17 protein-coding genes are annotated in these 18,368 nt (G+C 68.8%); 7 read left to right on the plus strand and 10 right to left on the minus strand.

Annotated features, from left to right (window positions below):
• Positions 1 to 21: 21 nt before the first annotated feature.
• The 3 genes from OG776_RS01600 to OG776_RS01610 all read right to left on the minus strand — a co-directional run bounded on the left by OG776_RS01600 (position 22) and on the right by OG776_RS01610 (position 3,165).
• Positions 22 to 1,245 (minus strand): MFS transporter, encoded by a 1,224-nt coding sequence (locus OG776_RS01600; protein WP_329318327.1) that lies wholly within the window; start codon positions 1,243 to 1,245, stop codon positions 22 to 24.
• Positions 1,246 to 1,645: 400 nt separating this feature from the next.
• A complete protein-coding gene (locus tag OG776_RS01605; protein WP_187286057.1) occupies positions 1,646 to 2,098 on the minus strand; it encodes a nuclear transport factor 2 family protein in 453 nt (150 codons plus the stop codon).
• Between the two features lie 668 nt (positions 2,099 to 2,766).
• Positions 2,767 to 3,165: a nuclear transport factor 2 family protein gene (locus OG776_RS01610; RefSeq protein ID WP_148014332.1), complete on the minus strand. Its 399-nt coding sequence runs from the start codon at positions 3,163 to 3,165 to the stop codon at positions 2,767 to 2,769.
• Positions 3,166 to 3,690: 525 nt separating this feature from the next.
• On the opposite strand from OG776_RS01610, the gene OG776_RS01615 reads away from it, so the two are divergent.
• The gene (locus OG776_RS01615) at positions 3,691 to 4,278 is read left to right on the plus strand and encodes a TetR/AcrR family transcriptional regulator (RefSeq protein ID WP_148014331.1); all 588 of its coding nucleotides are present in this window, start codon (positions 3,691 to 3,693) and stop codon (positions 4,276 to 4,278) included.
• Between the two features lie 369 nt (positions 4,279 to 4,647).
• Here OG776_RS01615 and OG776_RS01620 read toward each other — a convergent pair whose 3' ends face one another.
• On the minus strand, positions 4,648 to 6,300 hold the full coding sequence (locus OG776_RS01620; RefSeq protein ID WP_148014330.1) for an alpha-keto acid decarboxylase family protein: 1,653 nt from the start codon (positions 6,298 to 6,300) through the stop codon (positions 4,648 to 4,650).
• Between the two features lie 496 nt (positions 6,301 to 6,796).
• Entirely contained in the window at positions 6,797 to 7,255 is a 459-nt protein-coding gene (locus OG776_RS01625) for a winged helix-turn-helix transcriptional regulator (RefSeq protein ID WP_329318332.1), read from the minus strand.
• Between the two features lie 186 nt (positions 7,256 to 7,441).
• Here OG776_RS01625 and OG776_RS01630 point away from each other — a divergent pair, with 186 nt between their 5' ends.
• Positions 7,442 to 7,858, plus strand: coding sequence for a VOC family protein (locus tag OG776_RS01630; protein WP_148014328.1), 417 nt, complete (start codon positions 7,442 to 7,444; stop codon positions 7,856 to 7,858).
• A gap of 104 nt (positions 7,859 to 7,962) precedes the next feature.
• Here OG776_RS01630 and OG776_RS01635 read toward each other — a convergent pair whose 3' ends face one another.
• Complete coding sequence (locus tag OG776_RS01635) at positions 7,963 to 9,417, minus strand: MFS transporter (protein WP_329318334.1); 1,455 nt, start codon at positions 9,415 to 9,417, stop codon at positions 7,963 to 7,965.
• A gap of 327 nt (positions 9,418 to 9,744) precedes the next feature.
• Between OG776_RS01635 and OG776_RS01640 the strand changes: the two genes are divergently transcribed.
• Positions 9,745 to 10,626 carry a PIG-L deacetylase family protein gene (locus OG776_RS01640; protein WP_329318336.1) on the plus strand — a complete coding sequence of 294 codons (882 nt, stop codon included), beginning with the start codon at positions 9,745 to 9,747 and terminating at the stop codon, positions 10,624 to 10,626.
• Positions 10,627 to 10,801: 175 nt separating this feature from the next.
• Here OG776_RS01640 and OG776_RS01645 read toward each other — a convergent pair whose 3' ends face one another.
• The gene (locus OG776_RS01645) at positions 10,802 to 11,782 is read right to left on the minus strand and encodes a nitrilase-related carbon-nitrogen hydrolase (RefSeq protein ID WP_148014325.1); all 981 of its coding nucleotides are present in this window, start codon (positions 11,780 to 11,782) and stop codon (positions 10,802 to 10,804) included.
• Between the two features lie 261 nt (positions 11,783 to 12,043).
• On the opposite strand from OG776_RS01645, the gene OG776_RS01650 reads away from it, so the two are divergent.
• The 4 genes from OG776_RS01650 to OG776_RS01665 all read left to right on the plus strand — a co-directional run bounded on the left by OG776_RS01650 (position 12,044) and on the right by OG776_RS01665 (position 14,641).
• Positions 12,044 to 12,481, plus strand: coding sequence for a winged helix-turn-helix transcriptional regulator (locus OG776_RS01650; RefSeq protein WP_187286055.1), 438 nt, complete (start codon positions 12,044 to 12,046; stop codon positions 12,479 to 12,481).
• 222 nt (positions 12,482 to 12,703) lie between these two features.
• Positions 12,704 to 13,012 carry a hypothetical protein gene (locus tag OG776_RS01655; RefSeq protein WP_329318339.1) on the plus strand — a complete coding sequence of 103 codons (309 nt, stop codon included), beginning with the start codon at positions 12,704 to 12,706 and terminating at the stop codon, positions 13,010 to 13,012.
• Complete coding sequence (locus OG776_RS01660; RefSeq protein WP_148014322.1) at positions 13,009 to 13,674, plus strand: winged helix-turn-helix transcriptional regulator; 666 nt, start codon at positions 13,009 to 13,011, stop codon at positions 13,672 to 13,674. The genes OG776_RS01655 and OG776_RS01660 overlap by 4 nt, the downstream gene beginning before the upstream one ends.
• Before the next feature lie 91 nt (positions 13,675 to 13,765).
• Complete coding sequence (locus OG776_RS01665) at positions 13,766 to 14,641, plus strand: NmrA family NAD(P)-binding protein (RefSeq protein ID WP_329318341.1); 876 nt, start codon at positions 13,766 to 13,768, stop codon at positions 14,639 to 14,641.
• A 210-nt stretch (positions 14,642 to 14,851) separates the two neighbouring features.
• On the opposite strand, the gene OG776_RS01670 is transcribed toward OG776_RS01665, so the two are convergent.
• From OG776_RS01670 to OG776_RS01680, 3 genes are read right to left on the minus strand one after another with little or no spacing between them, the layout of a single operon-like run.
• Complete coding sequence (locus tag OG776_RS01670; RefSeq protein ID WP_329318343.1) at positions 14,852 to 15,874, minus strand: ABC transporter permease; 1,023 nt, start codon at positions 15,872 to 15,874, stop codon at positions 14,852 to 14,854.
• A complete protein-coding gene (locus tag OG776_RS01675; protein WP_329318344.1) occupies positions 15,871 to 16,833 on the minus strand; it encodes an ABC transporter permease in 963 nt (320 codons plus the stop codon). The genes OG776_RS01670 and OG776_RS01675 overlap by 4 nt, the downstream gene beginning before the upstream one ends.
• Entirely contained in the window at positions 16,826 to 18,367 is a 1,542-nt protein-coding gene (locus OG776_RS01680; protein ID WP_329318346.1) for a sugar ABC transporter ATP-binding protein, read from the minus strand. Before OG776_RS01680 ends, OG776_RS01675 begins: the two co-directional genes overlap by 8 nt.
• Position 18,368 lies beyond the last annotated feature (1 nt).

Below are 18,368 nucleotides of genomic sequence, written 5' to 3' on the forward strand. Positions count from 1 at the left end.
GTGCGTGCCTCGCGGCCGGCTTCATCCGCGGGGCAGGCGCGGGCGGATGTGGGTAGCGGCGCTGAGCAGGGCGAGTGCGCCGCCGAGGGCGAAGCCGGCCGAGGTGCCGTATCCGTCGACGACCAGGCCGCCGACGAGTGACCCGGCGGCGAGTGCGACCTGGCAGGCGCTGACCAGCAGGGCCATGCCGCTCTCGGGGGTCTCGGGTGTCGCGCGCAGGATCCACGTCTGCAGCGCCAATGGCACCGCGCCGAAGGCGGCGCCCCAGACCATGACGAGCACGACGACTGCGGGTGCGGCGCCGACCAGCGTGGTGAGGAGGGCGACCGCGGCGGCGACCAGGACGGCCGCGGTGATGTAGACCGCGCGCAGGCTACGGCCGATGATCGCGCCCGCGGCGAAGTTGCCGGCCAGGCCCGCCACGCCGTAGCCGAGGAGGACCAGGGTCACGGCGGATGAACCGAAGTGTGCCCGGTCCTCCAGGTAGGGGGTGATGTAGGTGTAGGCCGCGAAGTGCCCGAAAAAGATCAGAGCGGTGGCCAGCAGGGCGATGCGGGCAGCGGGACTGCGCAGGGACGACGTGAGCGTGGCCATCCGGATGGCTCCGGTGGGCGGCAGCGAGGGCAGTCGCAGTGCCAGAGCCGCAAGGGCGAGCAGGGCAGCGCCCGCGGCGACGACGAAGGCGGTTCGCCATCCGGCCAGGTGTCCGACCAGGGCGCCGAGCGGCAGGCTGACCACGGTGCCGGCGGAGATGCCTGCGGTGATGAGCGAGGTGGCACGGTGAACCGCTTCCGCGGGCACCAGCCGGGCGGCGACTCCGGCGCCCATCGCCCAGAATCCGCCGACGCCGACACCGAGCAGGATCCTGGCCGCCGCCATCACCGCCATGTCGGGGGCCAGTGCTGCCAGGACGTTGGAGGCCGCGATGAACAGCGCGAGCGCGATCAGAACCTTGCGCCGGTCGAGCTTTCCTGAGGCGATGGTGAGCAGCGGCGCTGTGACCGCAGCCATGAGACCGGGCACGACGACGACCAGGCCCACGGTGCCGACGGAAACGTGGAGGCTGGATCCGATGACGGGCAGGAGCCCGATCGGCAGGAACTCCGAGAGCACCAGCACGAAGGACACCAAGGCCACCGAGACGACGGCAGGCCAGTCGCTCAGCGGTGAAGGTCTGCCGTGGGCGCTTACTTGTATCGACTCCGGACGGCTGACGACCGATGCCGCACTGGAATGCTCACTCATGCTTTCTCTCCTGGAAAGAACGGGGTCCGTAGGGGCTGGTGCCGCGCTGGGCGCGGAGGCTGCGCCGCCCTGGGACGGGAGCGGCGTCGGTCACACCGACGTGACCTGAGAACGAGGCGAGCGCACGGACCGATGGATTCGCCGCGCCGCTGTCGGCGCCCGTCACAACAGCCGTCTTCTTCTCGCGCTGTCCTGTGAAGATTCACCCGCCAGTGGATTCTGGGTAACAGCAAGGGTTGCGACTGAGGTCGTGATTCTGCCCTGTGCGAATCGACGGATCAGGCATCAATATCAGTTACCGCGGTTTGTGCCTGTGACCACCGAAACCACGGCTCCTTACTCCCGCACTCGCCCTCCTTTCTGGAGGGAGTGCGGGAGTGCAGAAGATTGACGGCAAGGGCTACATGCTGCCGCGCACCGATTGGCCCCAGTTGATCCCGTCGGCGTGCGTACCGGCGAAGTCCGGGTCTTCGTAGATGTGGAGCCTTTTGATGCGTTCACCCTCGAACTCGAAGACATTGCAGAACAATCCGTAGGACGCCGTTCCGTCGGGGAACGCGGCGCCGGACGTGGTGGTGCCCCGTACTGAACCTTCGGTGACCACATAATTTCCGGAGGATATGACGGTGAATCCCGGGATGTCGTGCTGGATCGAAGATATCTGTCCGGCGAATCCCTGGGCGAACGCGGCTATCTGATCCTTCCCGGTGGCAATACCGAACTTCGGGAAGAACATCTGAGCGTCGTCCGTGAAGAGGTCGAGGATTTTCGGGTCGGCGGAGTCCACCATACGGAAGTACCTGACTGCTACCTGTTCGCGTGCAGCCTGGAGGGCGCTCATCTTCTCGTTCATTCTGACTCCTTTGAGAATCTCATGTCTTGCGTACGTCAGGTGCGGCGAACCCACTGCGGGCGCTCGACCGGGCACCTGCCCTGACCCGCATGACTCGTGCGGGGCGGGTTTTTTTGTGAACAGCGCCTGCGCGGATGCGTTGGCCTTCGGATCCGGTGATGCGTGCCGCATCCCCTTGGCCGAGGGAGCCGGAGCCATCCAGGACCGACCCCGCGTTCAGCCACGAAGAGGTACACGAACGGTGCTGTCGCCGGCTGCACCGTCTCGCCGGGCGGAGCCGGGCGAGGTGCAGAGCCGCGTGCTTCTGTCTGATGAAAATGGCGCGGGCATCCGCAGTGCTTGCGGATCCCTGATGCCAGGATGACCCATCCGCCTTGATCGAGCGGTGCGTTGATGTCCAGCTGCTCGTAGCCCGTAGTCACGTTGGCCGTGGGGTCCGCGTGTTCCTGGTCACCGGGCAGGGTCCAGGAGTCGTTCTTCTCGCTGCGCAGCATTCCGGAGCCGGCCGTCAGCCGCTGGGCCGGCCCGGGACGGATGATCCCGTTGTGGCCGGTCGTCCGGGGGACGCACGTTGAGGTAGCGGTGGCCGCTGCGTCCACTCGAGGGGTGCTGAGTCACCCCCGGTGGGGCTCGCGGATGAGGCGGGTGGAGACCTTGCCTCGGATCTCTTACTGCGCGTATGCCTGTGCGACCTTGGCGGTGTCTTCGTACAGATACAGCTTGCTGATCTTGTCATCGACGACCTGGAAGTGCATGGCGATGGGCATCTCGTAGACGCGGCCCGTGCTTCGTGCTGTGCGGGTGAACTCGCCCAGGAGCACGGCGTGTTCGCCTTCCACGATCAGGGCTTCGACCTTGTCGACGTTCTCTTCCGGCACGATGTTCTCGCCGAGGACCCTGAGGTAGTCGGCGACCTCGGCCGGCGTCGTGCGCCGTCCCGTCCAGGGAAGCTGGTCAGATCCGGGGACGTACCAGTCGATCACTTCGGCGAAGACCTTCGCCACGGCATCCGGGTCTCCGGCGCCGAGCAGACCGAGGAACTTTTCGACGACCTCGCGTGTGGTCATGTTTGCGCATCCTTCATTCGTGTGGGGGTGGCAGCTGCGGCCCCCAGCGCTTCGCGGCTCCTGCGGCGCGGCGGGAAGGAGATATTCACCCGAGGGGCATACCGGGGCATATCAGCTGCAGTCTCGCGATCGAGTCAAACATATATGGACTGAACGGTCAAGAAGAGGTGCTGTCGCGGAGGTCACTCTGCACAGCCCGATCACATGGCTGCCTGTGCGGCGACATCGCACGGGGCCGCCCGGGGCGACCCCCGCCGGTCGATCAAGCGGGCCTTGCTGTGAAGGGTTGACTCGACCGCCACACCCTTGGGATGTTCGTCCCTTTTCGGCTGTCAGACACTCCCGCTTCGATGCGGAATGTATCGGCACCCGTACTCTCGGTGACAGCTGTGGGCTGTTGGCGCGAAGCGGATGGGAGCGGCGATGCGTCAGGTGCAGGCGCGCCGCATTCCCGCCCTCGGGTATCGGTGTGGCCGGTGACGCACCCTTATGGACCGATGGGTCAACAACTGTTACATTGGCCTGATGGGTCGCCCACGACACTTCGACGAGAGCCAGGTTCTACAGAACGCGCGAGAGCAGTTCTGGAACCGGGGATACACCGCCACATCCATGGACGACCTCATGGCCGCCACCGGGCTGGGCAAGGGAAGCCTGTATGGAGCGTTCGGTGACAAGCGCCAGCTCTTCCTGCGCACACTGGACGACTACCGCGACGAGCAGCTCGACGGCGTCCGGCGGACGCTGACCGGGCCGGGCACGGGGCTTGAACGACTCGGGAACCTCCTTGACGACGCTTCCCGCGGTTACGCGAACGACATCCACCGGCGCGGTTGCTTCCTGGCCGGCAGCACCTCCGAACTGCACGCTCGGGAGCCGGACGTCACCGCACGCGCTCGCACGACGTACCAGGAGATCCAAGACCTCCTGACCGCCTGCGTGAAGGACGCGCAGCGAGAAGGAGACCTATCGGCGGACGCCAGCCCGGAGGCCGTGGGCGGCATGCTGCTCGCGGTCCTGCAGGGCATCGAGTTCCTCGCCAAGACCAACATGGACGCCTCGGCCCTCGTCCAGATCGGCCGCTCCGCGATGGCGAACCTCCCGCGCCCCTGAACACCTGTCGATCGAGTGGCCCTGGGGAGAAGGCAATCCTGACAACAGGAGCCGACGAGAAGACACTCACCGCCCTCGCCGCACTACCCCGCCCCACCAGCTGACGACCCCGAACGACGCTCCGCCCGGCTGGATGACCCTGGCCTGCACCTGGCCGAAGCCTGTTCCGACGCGACCAGGTGTCGGACGGGGATTCGTCGGGGCCCGAAGGAGCGCGTTCCGTCGCTGGTGGACCTCGGTGACGACGACGCGGATCTTCTGCTGGTGGTGATGGAGGTGGTACGGAAGGCTGCGGGGAAACTACGGGCCGACCATGGTGCCGCGTCGATCACCACGTACAAGGGCCCGTGCCACGGGTCGAAGCACGGTCTAGGCGGAGTAGAGCGTCCCGATGTTGTCGTGGAGTTGGTTGGCCAGGGGCGGCGCGGTGTAGGTGTCGGTCATGACCTCGATGTAGCAACCGGTGTCGGCCTTCGCCGCGGTCTCCATGGCGCGGTCGAGTTCGGCGAGGGTCGACACCCGGGCCGTGAACCAGTCCGCACAGCCGAGGGCCTGGGGCAGTTCCGCGTACCGCCAGTCGGCCAGGTCGTTGTAGGCGATGCCCGGGTCCTTGCAGAGCAGTCGCTCGATCAGGTAGCCGTGGTTGTTCAGGACGAACACCACGGGGCGCAGGCCGAGTCGGCCGAACTGGCTGATCTCCTGCGCGGTGAGCTGGTGGGAGCCCTCACCGGTGATCAGGACGACGCGCCGCGCGTCTGTGGCGGCGACGGCCGCGCCGACCGCGGCGGGGGTGGCCCATCCGATCGAGCTCCACAGCGACTGGTTCTGGAAGGTGGCGCCCTGGGGCAGCCGGGCGAAGGCCATCCCCATGGACACGGTTCCGGTCTCGGCGACCAGGACGTCGTCGCGGTCGAGGAAGTTCTCCCAGCGGGGGTAGAGGTTGTCGGCGGTGATGGAGTCGTCACCGCCACCGCCCCCCGTGGACATGCGGGTCACCTCGGCCGACGGGCTCGGCCACTGCCTGCGGGGCAGTTTGCGGGTGAGAGCGGCAAGGAGGTCCTTCATCTCCACGCTCTGGTACGTCATTCCGTCGACGCTGACATGGTGGTGGCGGATGTCGATCGTACGGCCGGGGTCGAGATGGGCGGTGAAAGCTCCGGTGTTGAAGTCGTGCATCATCGCGCCGACGAGGACGACGACGTCGGCGTCCTCGACGAAGCGCCGGACACTCTCGTTCATGAGCTTGCCGTCGTACATGCCGATGAACGCGGGCTGGTCCTCGTCGAGGACTCCCTTGTCGGCCATCATGGTGGCGAAGGGCAGTGCGCTGGTGTCGAGGAACTGCTGGAGGTCCGCGCCGAGTCCGGCGCGGACGGTGAGGATCCCGGGCAGGACGCAGGCGCTGTCGGCCCGGCCGAGCATGTCGGTGATGGCCCGCACCGCCGCCTGTACCTGCGCGGGGTCACTGGCCGGCGCGGGAATGGGCTGGGCCTCGCCGACCACCGGCATCTCCGCGAGGTCGGCGGGGAACGCCATGTAGACCGGGCGGCGGTGATAGAGCGCCGCGGCGATGAGACGCTCGGTCTCGGCGGCGGTGTTCTGGGGCGTCATGATGGCGCTCGCGCACACCACGGGCTCGGTCATCTTCCGGAAGAGGTCGAACTCGCCGTTGCCCAGAGTGTGGTGGACCAGCGAGTGGTGGGCCTGGACGGGCATCTTGGGCATGCCGACGAGGTGGAACAGCGGGAGATGCTCGGTGTAGGCGCCGGCGATGCCGTTGATCGCGCTGAGCTCGCCGACCCCGTAGGTCGTGCACACGGCGCCGACGCCGCGCAGGCGGGCGTAACCGTCCGCGCTGTAGGCCGCGTTGAGTTCGTTGCAGCTGCCGATCCATTCGATGTCCGGGTGTTCGGCGATGGCGTCGTCGACGGGGAACGCGAAGTCGCCGGGGACACCGAAGACATGGTGCACGCCGATGTCCCGCAGTCTGTTCAGCACGTGTTGGATCACGGTGGTGGGCATCGCGAAGTTCCTTTCCTCGGGTGGCACCACCGCTCCAGGGCGTGACTGCGCGAGGGCCCTCCGGGAAGTCGGCGACGCGCCCACACGTAGGGCCCGGGCGTTCCGCGGAGTGGTTCCGCGCTCCGTGGGCTTCCTCCGCGTGCCGTGCGCTTTCTCCGTCGTACCCCTCGCCTCTCCCCCGTGAGCGCCTCGCCCCTCCCCCAGGGTCGACAAGGGCGACGTCGGTCCGTGCGGGGACGACCAGGTCCGGTCATGTTCGGAGACGACCGTGTGGGGGGGCGCTCGGAGACGATGTCTCGTGTGCGGACGACGCCGTCCGGCCTCGATCAGCGCAGGGAACGCCACGGAGAGTAGCTGATGCCGCTGTGCAGAACGCGCGGACCGCGTGATCCGCTCCCGCACCATGCTGTCCGCATCCCGCTCGGCCCGCAACCGGTGACTTGGTGCGCGTCAGCGATTCCCGGGGCCGCAGGCCTCGGCGCGCCTGCGGGGCCGCTCAGGCCTCGGGTCCCGCCATCGACCAGCCCGGCGCGTTGGGCGTCCAGTGAAGACCTCCGCTGTCGAGCGCCTCTCCGCACTCGCCGCAGACGGTGGTGGGCCGGACCCGGTGGCCGCGGTGTTCCAGGATCATGGGCGGCTCGGCGACGGCCCAGCGGTCGCCCCACGCCAGCAGGCTGACGAGCAGCGGCAGCAGTTCCCTGCCGGATTCGGTGAGGTGGTACTCGAATCGCGTGGCCTGATACTCGCGCTTCTCCAGAATACCCTCGGCCACGAGGGATTTGAGTCGCGCGGCGAGCCGGTCGCGCGGCGCTCCCGTGTTGCGGGCGATCTGGCTGAAGCGACGGTTGCCGAACATGATCTCGCGGGCGATCAGCAGCGACCAGCGGTCGCCGACCAGCTCCAGGGTGGCCGCGACCGCGCAGGGCCTTCCGGGGACTACGGGAAAATCGGGCATGTTTCAGCATATCAATTTACGGTTTGTGTATCAAACCGTTCATTGCGGGCAACGAAGGCGTGCGACAGGGGTGGCACAGGGCTTCGCGCCGCGACGAGCTTCCCAGGCGCACCCCGTCAACACACGTTGGCGGCAGCCGAGCGTCCTGTTATGGTTTGAAATCCAAACCACTCTGGAGGACGGCCCATGTCCGCTCGCGTCACCCCTTACCTCAACTTCGCCGGCAACGCGCGTGCGGCGATGGAGTTCTACCACTCGGTCTTCGGCGGCACCCTGGACTTCACCACCTACGCGGACCTGCGCCGAGCGGCGGACGCCGGCCAGGAGAACCTGGTCGCCCACTCGATGCTCAAGGGCGCCACCGGCGTCGTCCTCATGGGATCGGACACCACGGCCCCGGAGGGGGGCCAGACCCGGGGCGCCTTCTCCGTGGCCCTCGGAGGCGACGAAGAGCACCTCACCGCCTACTGGCACCGGCTCGCCGACGGCGGAACCGTGACGGTGCCCTTCGCCAAGTCCGCGTGGGGCGCGCTGCACGGACAGTGCGTCGACAGGTTCGGGACTTCCTGGCTGGTGAACGTGACAGCCGGGACGGCCTCCTGAGAGTCCGTCACTTCAGGCTCGTCACCTCGTGGTCGACCCTCCTGCCCGGGATCCGATTCCGCGATCCCGGGCAGGAGGGTCTTCCGTCGTGAAGGGCACGGCACTCAGGGCGCCGAGGCCGCGGACCCCGATCGCAGACGCGGCAGGGCCTGGACCACGCCCGCGGCGAGGCCGAGCACCGCGAAGACCCACCAGATGTGCTGGAAGTTGTCCACTCCTGGACCCGTTTTCGATGTCCCCAGAAGAGCCACGAAGATGCTGACCCCCAGGACCGCGCCGAGTTGCCGAAAACTGGAATTGATCGCGGATCCGACGGCGAACTGTGCCGGGGGAAGTTTCGCGACGGCGGCTCCGGACTGCACAGGCAGCGTGAGACCGATTCCCAGACCGGTGAGCAGCGTCCAGGGAAGCCAGTGGGTGACCCAGTGCGGCGAGGAGTCGACGAAAAGGGCGAATCCGAGGCAGCCCAGAGTCCAGGTGACGGCACCGGCGAAAAGCACGCGGCGGTGGCCTACGACGGTGGCCAGCTTGGTCGTGGAGCGCGCGATGACGGTGACGACGATCGGCCCGGCGGAACTGGCGAGCGCCGCACGCAGTACCGAGTAGTGCCATTCCGTCTGGAGGAAGATCAGATTGGCGAGGAGAAGTCCGAAGAACGCGGTCGAGAACAGAAGCGTGGCGGCGTTGATCTCGGAGAACTGACGCTCCTTGAAGAGCGCGAGGTCCATCACCGGCCGCGCCGCCTTAGACGTACGCCACAGGAAGACGGGAAGGGCCAGGGCCGCCGCCACGAATCCCATCACCACCCATGTGTCGGACCATCCGCGGGAAGGTCCCTCGATGATGGAGAAGCTGAGGAGCGCGGGAATCGCGGCCACGAGAAGCGCCCCGACGGGATCGGGAAGGCCGGAGGCCCCCGGGTCACGGGACTCGTGGAGCAGGCTTCTGCCGAGCGCCACGATCACAACGGCGATCGGCACGTTCACCAGGAAGATCCATCGCCAGGACGCGTACTCGGTGAGCAGCGCTCCGAGCGTGGGGCCGACCGCTGCCGCGGCGGCCGCCATCGCGCCCCAGACGCCGATCGCGACATGTCGGCGGGCGGCGGTGAACTCGTGCAGGACGAGCGCGAGCGAGGACGGCACGACCAGCGCGGCGAAGACCGCCTGCAGGGCGCGGGCGGTGATCAGCACCCCGGCGCTCGGCGCCAGTCCGCACAGCGCGCTCATGAGCGCGAATCCGGTGATGCCCACGATGAATATGTTCTTGCGTCCATAGCGGTCGGCCACCCGGCCCGCCGGGATGAGCATGGCCGCGAACACCAGGCTGTATGCGTTGAGAACCCACGCCAGATGTCCGGCCGTGGTGTCGAAACTGTGACTGATGGTCTGGAAGGCAATGTTGACAATAGTGGTGTCGAGGAAAACCACGAAAGCACCGAGGCTGCCCAGGGCCAACACCCAACCGGCCCGCCGGTTTTCGGTGGGTGCCTCGTCCCGGGATCTTCCCTCGACCGTGTTCCGGTTTTCCCCCACGGGGGCGCGCTGTGCGTTGTTCACCGTACACAACTCCTCATGTCCTGTTGTGAGCTGCAACTTGCTCAGGTACGGTAACAGTGCATGGTTTGAAACTCAAACCATGTAATCCGAGTCACCGTGCCGTAAGGAGATGCGGGTGAGGGACCGGCTCGATGGAGCCGGCCTGGACGCCCGTTTCACCGACCGTCATCGGTGGTCGCCGTGGCATGTCCGCCGCGTTCCGGCTCTCTTCGAATCCGTCGGGATGTCACACGCGGACTCGGTAATGGCTGCCAGAAGAAGTCGACGACACCTGTCGACGCGACACGCGTCGACAGGTGTCTGTCGCGTCAGAGAGAAGCGCTCACCATGCATTCACCGGAGAACCGCCGGCCGACGCTGATGGTCGTGCACGCGCACCCGGACGACGAGGCCAGCCAAACGGGCGGCACCCTCGCGCGATACGCGGCCGAGGGGTTCCGGACGGTCCTCGTCACCTGCACCGACGGCGGACAGGGAGACGGGGTCGGGGGCGAGAAACCCGGTCACCCAGGGCACCGGCCGGAGGAGGTCGCCGCACGGCGCTCCGACGAGCTCGCGAGGTCCGCTGCCGCACTGGGCGTGAGTCGTCTGATCCGCCTGGGCCATCCCGATTCCGGTCTGCCCGGCTCCCCCGACGACGTCGATCCTCGGGCGTTCGGCAGACGCGACGGCGAACCCATCGTCCGTCGCCTCGGAGCCCTCCTGCGCGCATACGAGCCGGACGTCCTGGTGACCTATCCCCCCAACGGGCTCTCGAACCACCCGGATCACGTCCGGACACACGAACTCACGACCGCCGCGTTCGAGCGCCTCCGGACCGCCGGTGGCTTCCCCGTCCGGGAGGGCACCGGCACACCCTCCGGCCGGCGTCTGCCGAAGCTGTACCACATCGCCCTCTCCGTCTCCCGCCTCTCGGCGGTCCGAACCCGGGCACAGGAGCTCTTCGGCCCCGACACCTGGACTCCCCCGCTGGAGATGGGTGTGGACGACGGCGACGTCACCACTGTCGTCGACATCTCCGGGTTCTGGGACCACAAGCTCCGGGCGCTGGCGGCACACGCCGGCCAGCAGGACGCCCAGGCCCTGCTGGGGATGCTGCGCCTGACCGGTGGCGAGAACCCCGCGGAGGAGTACGTACGCGTCAACCCGCCGTGGACCGGCGGAGAGCGGGAGAGCGACCTGTTCCAGGGCTTCGCAGACGGGAGTTGACCTCCACCTCTCCTCCGTCCCGGATCGCCGGACGCCAAGTGCCGCCGCACAGCGCCTTGGTGGCGTCCAGCGCTGCCACGGCCGGCCCCTTCCGCAGGAGCCGGCGGTGCCCCTTACGCGGGAGCCGGCCATGCCGCTCCCGCGGGGACACGGGAGCGGCACCGCCGCGATCGGCTCACTCCTCGGTGGAGAGGCCCTCCGCCACCGTACGAGCACCGCCGGCCGCAGCCTGCGCACCTCGCTCGTGGAGAGGGGCTGTCGGCGTGCGGTCGATCCGCAGGCCGAGGAGTTCAGGGCGGCTGTAGTGGCCGCGCGCGTCCATCAACCGCTTGCGCTGGTCGATCAGTCCGAAGTCCAGGTCGGCGATGACCTCGCCCTCACCGGAGGTGAGCGGCTCGCCGAGAACGCGTCCCTCGGGGTCGACGATCGCCGTGAAGAATCCGCCGGAAAGCGCCGGGCCGCCGGTGTCCTCGGCGATGCGCCCCACCTGGTCCTGGTCCAGCCACGCGGTCGCGCAGACCACGAAGCAGGCGGCCTCCAGAGCGTGCTGACGGATGTTCACCTCGATCTGCTCCGCGAACAGCGCCCCGCCGAAGGAACCGGGATACATCGCCGCGTGGATCTGCTCGCCGTCGGCGATCAACGCGTAGCGGGCGAGGGGCTGGTAGTGCTCCCAGCAGGCGAGTTGGCCGACACGGCCGACGGCGCTGTCCACAGCGCGCAGGCCGGAGGCGTCGCCCTGCCCCCAGACGAGCCGCTCGTGATAGGTCGGCGTGATCTTCCGGCGGCGCTGGATCAACGTGCCGTCCGCGTCGAACAGGAGCTGCGTGTTGTAGATGGTCCCGCCGTCCCGCTCGTTGACACCGATCGAGACGACCATGTGTGCCTCGCGCGCGGCCCGGGCGATGGCGTCGGTCTCGGCGGACGGCACCGTCACCGACTCCTCCAACAGACGCAGCGGCTCCTTGGCCATGGCGTAGGGCGCCTGCACGAAGGAGAAGTAGGGGTAGTAGGGAATGACGGTCTCGGGGAAGACCGCGTACTGGACCCCCTTCGTACCCAACTCGCGGATCTTGTCGACGACCTTCTCGACGGTGCCCGCTCGGCTGTACAGCACCGGGCTGATCTGGACTGCGGCTGCCTTCACTACGGTCATGGTGCGGTTCCTTCTCGATGGGCGGGGTCGTCGCCTGCGGTTCTGTACGCGTCGGCAGAGGCGGAGGTCCGCACGGCGCCGGGGCTCGGCCGCCCGTGGGCGCGCGCCGGGGTCCGGCATGCCGGCGGTCAGCGCCCCGGAGGACGGTTCCTCGGCGGCCTCGGGCGAACGGTGGCCCCGGAACGGCCGGCGTTCGATCCGACGACTTCCCGGACTAAGATGGTTTGAATGTCAAACCAATCGCAGCATACACATGCAGGTTTGGAAAACAAACCGAAGCGGGACTCCCTGGCGTTCGCGCTCGACGCGGTCAGCGACCGGTGGTCCCTGCACATCGTGCGCGCGGTGGCCTTCGGCGCGTCGCGTTACACGGACATCCTGCGCGCGGTGGGAGCACCGAGAGATGTCCTGTCCTCCCGGCTCCGCAGGCTCACCGCGTCCGGGATCCTGCGCCCGCACTCTCCGGAGAAGGGCCGGCTCGCCGGGTACGAGCTGACCCGGAAGGGCCGCGAGCTCGGCCGGGTCGTCCTGGTACTCAAACGCTGGGGCGACACCCACGGCGGGGACGACGTGCCCCGGGTCGACTTCGTCCACGACGTCTGCGGCGAGGTGTTCGTCGCCGAGGTCCACTGTCGCGCTTGCGGGAGTCCGATCGGGTCGGGCGAGTTCTCCGTCCACCACGCGTCTCAGGACTGCTGACGCCCGGCCACCGGGACGAGGAGCCGCTGTCCGCGGCAGGGCGCGGGCGCGCGTGCGGCTCACACGGGGAACGCGGACGCCGCGAAAATTCCGTCGGCCTGGACGGGAAGAATCCAGACTGGGCACTTGGTTCTAAATCAGGTAGCGTCGATTACCGGTAACTGAACAACACGCTCCATCGCAGGGCGCGCGACACCGATCGCACCCGGAAGGGAGAGGGCCGTGAGCTGGGACAACACGTGGATGATGGGAGTGCGACTCCACTCGGACACGGAATCGCCCGTCAGCTACTTCTGTCTCGTGGACGGCACTGTCAGCGGCGCCGGAGCCCGCAGCACCGCCGTCAGCAGGGCCGTACGCACCTCCGAGATCCCGGCTCGCACCGACACCGGACCGGATGCCCCGTGGGCGCGGGTGCAGCGCCTGGTCCACGATCCGCTGGGCCGGATCTCACTGTCCGCCCCGCTCCCCGCCGAGCCCTCGCCGGCCACACGAGCCCCCCTCGCACCGCTCACCGGGGAACCATCATGACCCGGTCCTACGAACAGACCTGCCGCATCGCCCGCGCCCTCGACGTGCTGGGGGAGCGCTGGACGCTCCTCATCGTGCGCGAGCTCGCCCTGGGACCACGCCGGTACGGTGACCTCCTCGCCGACCTGCCCGGCATGGGCACCAGCCTGCTCGCCGCTCGGCTGAGGCACCTGGAGCGGTACGACGTGGTGCGCCGTACGGTCCTGCCCGGCCCGGGGCGCGCCGCGGGATACGAGCTCGGTGCCCGGGGTACGGCCCTGACACCGCTCCTGGCGTCCCTCGTCGAGTGGGGCGGAGGCCTCGCTCCCCCGCCGCCCGGCTCCTTCGACCGGGCCGCCTGGACGATGCTGGCCATGCGCCTCACGGCTCCTGGGGAGGCGGTCGACTTCGACACCGTGACGGAGATCGCGGTGGACGGGGAGACGCTGTGGCTGCAGGGCGACGGCGAGCGGGTGCGGCTGGAGACCGGCCCCGCGCCGGTGAAGCCCGGGCTGCGGCTGACCTCGGGGAGAGCGACGTTCCAGGCTCTCGCCACGGGTGGGGTGACCGTCGACGACGCGATGGCCTCCGGGGAACTCGCCGTACAGGGCGACGCCGACCGCGCCCGGTTGTTCTTCGACCTCTTCAGCCTGACGAACCCCTCCCCCGCCCACGGTCATTGACCCGGCGTTCCTGAGCACCTTCACGCGCCGGACACCTCATCTCCGTCCCGCACCCCGGCGGTACGGACCCGTTCGAGAGAAGGAAATCAACGTGACGAACCGCAACCTCCTGGTGATCGGAGCCACCGGCAAGACCGGCAGGCACACCACCGAACTGCTGCTCCAGCGTGGCCATCACGTCCGCGCGCTCGTCCGGACCGTCGACGAACGCTCCCGCGAGCTCGCGGATCTCGGTGCGGAGCTCTCGGTCGGGGACGCCCATGACCTCGACTCCCTGGCCCGGGCCACCGAAGGGATCGACGCCGCCTACTTCACCTATCCGATCCTGCCCGGCCTCATGGACGCCACGGCGAACGTCGCCCAGGCGGCGGAGGAGAACGGCGTGGGCGCGATCGTGAACATGTCCCAGATCTCGGCCCGCCGCGAGTCCCGCAGCAACGCGGCGCGCCAACACTGGGTCGCCGAACGGCTGCTGGACCGCGCCCGGCCCGCGGTCACCCACCTCCGCCCCACGTTCTTCGCCGAATGGCTGGTCAACATGTGGGACGGCACGGGCGAACTGCGCCTGCCGTTCGCGGACGCGCGCCACGCGCCCATCGCCGCCGTCGACCAGGCGAAGGTGATCGCCGCCGTCCTCGAGGAGCCCGCCCCGCACGCGGGCAAGATCTACCCGCTCTACGGCGCGGTCGAGTTGAACCACTACGAGATCGCCGAGGCGATGTCCCGCGCCCTGGGCCGCGAGGTGACCTACGTACCCGTGGAACTCGACGAGTTCGCCGCCATCCTGGAGAAGCGAGGTGCCTCACCGCATCTCGTCCAGCACCTTGTCGCCGTCGCCGTCGACTACCGCAACGGCATCTTCTCCGGTATGAACGACCTGGTGAAGAGAATCGGCGGCGACGACCCGCTCGGCGTCGAGGACTTCGTAGCCCTGAACCGGTCCTTCTACGACGGCCACTCCGCGTGAGATCCCTTGTCTGTCCGGGGAGTTGAGCGCCGTACCCTGCCGACGGCGCCCGCCTGGGCGCGAAGGTCACGGCGCCCCGGACAGGCCGTCCGGGGGCGCCGCTCCGAGGAGGCCCTGAGGCCTGTACGGCCGGCCCTGGGACCGCGGTCCCCTGCTCTCACCCTGCGGACGTGGGCGATCCGAAGGAGTCCCGGACCCGGGCCGGAGATCTCACAGCACGCGCCGTCGGCGTCCCAGCCACGTCTGCGCGATCACCACCACGGCCAGGAACGCCCCGCTGACGACCTGTTGGTAGGCCGAGTCCAGCGAGCCGATCTGGTTGATGACGTTCTGGATCACCTTCAGCAGCAGGACGCCCACCAACGACCCGCTGATGAACCCGAATCCCCCGGTGAGCAGTGTGCCTCCGATCACCACCGCGGAGATCGCCTCCAGTTCCATGCCGGAACCGAGGATCGTCACGCCCGACACCAGCCAGGCCGCGTTGAGGGCCCCGGCGAACCCCGCGCAGAGTCCGGAGAGCGTGTAGACGGAGATCTTCGTACGGGCCACGGGGGCACCCATCAGCGCCGCCGCGTCCTCGTTCCCCCCGACCGCGTAGACGTACTGGCCGAACCGGGTGCGCCGGAGCACCACCGCGCCGAGCACGAACAGCGCGAGGGTGATCCATACGGGCACGCCGACGCCGAGCAGGGTGTTCTGGCCCAGCTTCGCGAAGAAGGAGTCCTTGTCGACGAGATACGTCTTCGAGCCCTCGTCGGTGACGGACAGCAGGATGCCCCGGGCGCCGAGCATCGACGCCAGCGTCACGATGAAGGGAGCCAGTCGCGAGCGGGCGATCAGCAGGCCGTTGAGCAGCCCGATCGCTCCGCACACGGCCAGGGGCAGCAGCAGCGCCACCGCCGTTCCGTACCGCGACCCCCAGGCTGCCAGCACCCCGCCGAGGGCGAACAGCGAACCCACCGACAGATCGATGCCGCCGGTGACGATGACGAAGGTCATGCCGAGCGCGACCACGGCGAGGAACGCCGAGGAGAGCGCCATGTTCTCCAGGTTGTCGCCGGTCAGGAAGGTGTCGAAGCTCAGCGACGCGGCGATCATCGCGACGATGAGGGTGACCAGGGCGCCGTGCTGCTGGGCGAGCGCGCTGAGCCGCTCGGACCGGGAGGCACCGGTCGGTTCGTCCTCGGCCGTGCTCTTGGCGATCACCGGAGTGTCCACGTCGGTCGTCATCGCTTTCCTCGTTCCCGTGCCGCGTAGACGGCGAGGACGATCACCACGGCCTGCGCGATCTGGGTCCACGACGGCGGCAGATCGTGCTTGATGAGCGTGGTGGTGAGCAGCTGGATCAGTACGGCTCCGGCGACCGTGCCGCCGATCCGCACGCGCCCTCCGCTCAGCGGGGTGCCGCCGACCACCACCGCGGTGATCGCGGAGAGTTCCATCAGGTTGCCGAGCGAAGTCGGGTCGCTCGCGGTCAGACGGGCGGTGGCCAGCACCCCGGCGACGGCGGCGAGGACGCCGGAGCAGACGTACACCAGGATCAGCACGCGCCGCACCGGCAGTCCGGCGAGCCGGGCCGCCGGCCGGCTGTCCCCGATGGCCAGGAGCTGCCGCCCGAAGGTGGTGCGCCGTACGACGAAGGCCACGAGCAGCGCGAGCGCGGCGGCGATCAGGACGAGGTACGGCACGCCCAGGACGTCGCCCGAGCCGAGGGAGGCCATGGCCGGGTCGTGGACGTCCTTGAGCTGCGGGAGGAGCACCAGGGCGAGGCCGCGCCCGGCCACCATCAGGGCGAGGGTGGCGACGATCGGCTGCACGCCGACGAACGCGATGAGCGATCCGTTCGCGACCCCGATCACGGCACCGCCCACGAGGGCGATCAGGATGGCCGCCCAGGGCCCGTAGCCGAGGTAGAGCGACAGGAGCGAGGTGGACAGCGCCATCACCGAGCCGACCGCCAGGTCGACGCCCTCGCTGCCGATCGCCAGCGCCATGCCGAGGGCCACGATCAGGACGGGGGCGACCTGGACGGCCTGGGTACGGAAGTTCTCGGTGGACAGGAAGTGCGGGGTGAAGACGGTGTTGACCAGGAAGAGGACCACGACGCCCAGGTAGACGCCGTACTCCTGCAGGAGGTGCAGCAGTCGGTCGCGGTCGGCGGTCATCCGCCCCAGGGTCAGGTCAGTCATCGTGGCCTCCCGGGCCGGTGCCGCTCCCGGTGTCCGCGGGTGCGGCGGCGATGGCGCGCATGAGCCGGTCCTCGGTGACGGCGTCACCGGTCAGTTCCTCGACGACCGCACCGTCCTTGAGGACGATCACCCGGTCGCTGCCCTCGATCAGTTCCTCGGGGTCCGAGGAGATGAGCAGGACGCCGAGTCCGTCGTCGGCCAGTTCGTCGATCAGTTTCTGCACCTCCGCCTTGGCGCCGACGTCGATGCCCCGGGTCGGCTCGTCGAGGAGCAGGACCTTGGGCTGCATGGCCAGCCAGCGGGCCAGCAGGACCTTCTGCTGGTTGCCGCCGGACAGTTCGCCCACCTTCTGGTGAGGGCCCGCGGCCTTGATCCGCAGCCGCTTCATGAAGGTCTCGACGATCCGGTCGATCCGTGCCTCGTCGACCAGGCCGAAGCGGGAGAGGCCCGGCAGCGCGGCGAGCGCGATGTTCTCGCGGACCGAGAGGCCCGGCACGATCCCCTCGGCCTTGCGGTCCTCGGGGAGCAGGCTGATGCCCGCCCGGATCGCGGCGGGTGTGGAGCCGCTGCGTACCCGGGCCCCCGCGACCACGACCTGCCCGGAGTCGGTGGGCAGCGCGCCCGCGATGGCCTTGGCCGTCTCGGTCCGGCCCGACCCGAGCAGACCGCCGAGGCCCACCACCTCGCCGGGGCGGACCGAGACGGACACCGCGTCCAGTTGGTGACGTACGGTCAGTTCAGTTGCCTGGAGCACGGGTTCGGCCTCGGCCTGGTGGCCGCCGGCGAACTTGGTGAGGCCGTCCTCGCGTACGTCCGTGATCTCGCGTCCGAGCATCAGCGCGACGAGTCTCAGCCGGTCGAGTTCGGCGATACGGCCGGTGTGCACGACCTTGCCGTCGCGCAGCACCGTGACCGTGTCGCAGATCTCGTACAGCTCGTCGAGCCGGTGACTGACGTAGATCACCGCGATACCCCGTTCGCGCAGCATCCGGATCACGCCGAACAAGGTGCGGACCTCGCGGGGTTCGAGCGAGGAGGTGGGTTCGTCCATGACGACGACGCGGGCGTCGACGGAGACGGCGCGGGCGAGCGCCACCATCTGCTGTGCTCCGACGCCCAGTTCGCGCAGCGGGCGGCGCACGTCGACGCGCAGCCCGAGCTCGCGCAGTGCCGCGTCCGCCTCCCGGTGCATGCGCCGGAAGTCGATCAGGCCCAGCCGGTTGCGGGGTTCGCGGCCCAGGAAGAGGTTGCGGGCCACGGTCATCAGGGGGACGAGGTTGACCTCCTGGTAGATGGTGGATATGCCCGCGTGCTGCGCATGCAGCGGGGTGGCGAAGCGGACCGGGGTTCCGTTGTACGTCACCTCGCCCTCGTCGGGCTGGTAGACCCCGGTGAGGACTTTGATGAGGGTCGACTTGCCCGCGCCGTTCTCGCCGATGAGGGCGTGCACCTCCCCGGCGCGGGCCGTGAAGTCCACCTGGGACAGGGCCTTCACGCCGGGGAAGGTCTTGGACAGACCGGTGACCGACAACATG

The organism is Streptomyces sp. NBC_01689 (genome assembly GCF_036250675.1).
Lineage (GTDB): Bacteria > Actinomycetota > Actinomycetes > Streptomycetales > Streptomycetaceae > Streptomyces.

What these genes read in the sequence shown, in the direction of transcription:
- OG776_RS01610 (WP_148014332.1), bottom strand. Translation starts at nt 3,165, where the DNA reads ATGACCACACGCGAGGTCGTCGAAAAGTTCCTCGGTCTGCTCGGCGCC.
- OG776_RS01675 (WP_329318344.1), bottom strand. Translation starts at nt 16,833, where the DNA reads ATGACTGACCTGACCCTGGGGCGGATGACCGCCGACCGCGACCGACTG.
- OG776_RS01605 (WP_187286057.1), bottom strand. Translation starts at nt 2,098, where the DNA reads ATGAACGAGAAGATGAGCGCCCTCCAGGCTGCACGCGAACAGGTAGCA.
- OG776_RS01625 (WP_329318332.1), bottom strand. Translation starts at nt 7,255, where the DNA reads ATGCCCGATTTTCCCGTAGTCCCCGGAAGGCCCTGCGCGGTCGCGGCC.
- OG776_RS01680 (WP_329318346.1), bottom strand. Translation starts at nt 18,367, where the DNA reads ATGTTGTCGGTCACCGGTCTGTCCAAGACCTTCCCCGGCGTGAAGGCC.
- OG776_RS01670 (WP_329318343.1), bottom strand. Translation starts at nt 15,874, where the DNA reads ATGACGACCGACGTGGACACTCCGGTGATCGCCAAGAGCACGGCCGAG.
- OG776_RS01630 (WP_148014328.1), top strand. Translation starts at nt 7,442, where the DNA reads ATGTCCGCTCGCGTCACCCCTTACCTCAACTTCGCCGGCAACGCGCGT.
- OG776_RS01620 (WP_148014330.1), bottom strand. Translation starts at nt 6,300, where the DNA reads ATGCCCACCACCGTGATCCAACACGTGCTGAACAGACTGCGGGACATC.
- OG776_RS01600 (WP_329318327.1), bottom strand. Translation starts at nt 1,245, where the DNA reads ATGAGTGAGCATTCCAGTGCGGCATCGGTCGTCAGCCGTCCGGAGTCG.
- OG776_RS01640 (WP_329318336.1), top strand. Translation starts at nt 9,745, where the DNA reads ATGCATTCACCGGAGAACCGCCGGCCGACGCTGATGGTCGTGCACGCG.
- OG776_RS01645 (WP_148014325.1), bottom strand. Translation starts at nt 11,782, where the DNA reads ATGACCGTAGTGAAGGCAGCCGCAGTCCAGATCAGCCCGGTGCTGTAC.
- OG776_RS01660 (WP_148014322.1), top strand. Translation starts at nt 13,009, where the DNA reads ATGACCCGGTCCTACGAACAGACCTGCCGCATCGCCCGCGCCCTCGAC.
- OG776_RS01615 (WP_148014331.1), top strand. Translation starts at nt 3,691, where the DNA reads ATGGGTCGCCCACGACACTTCGACGAGAGCCAGGTTCTACAGAACGCG.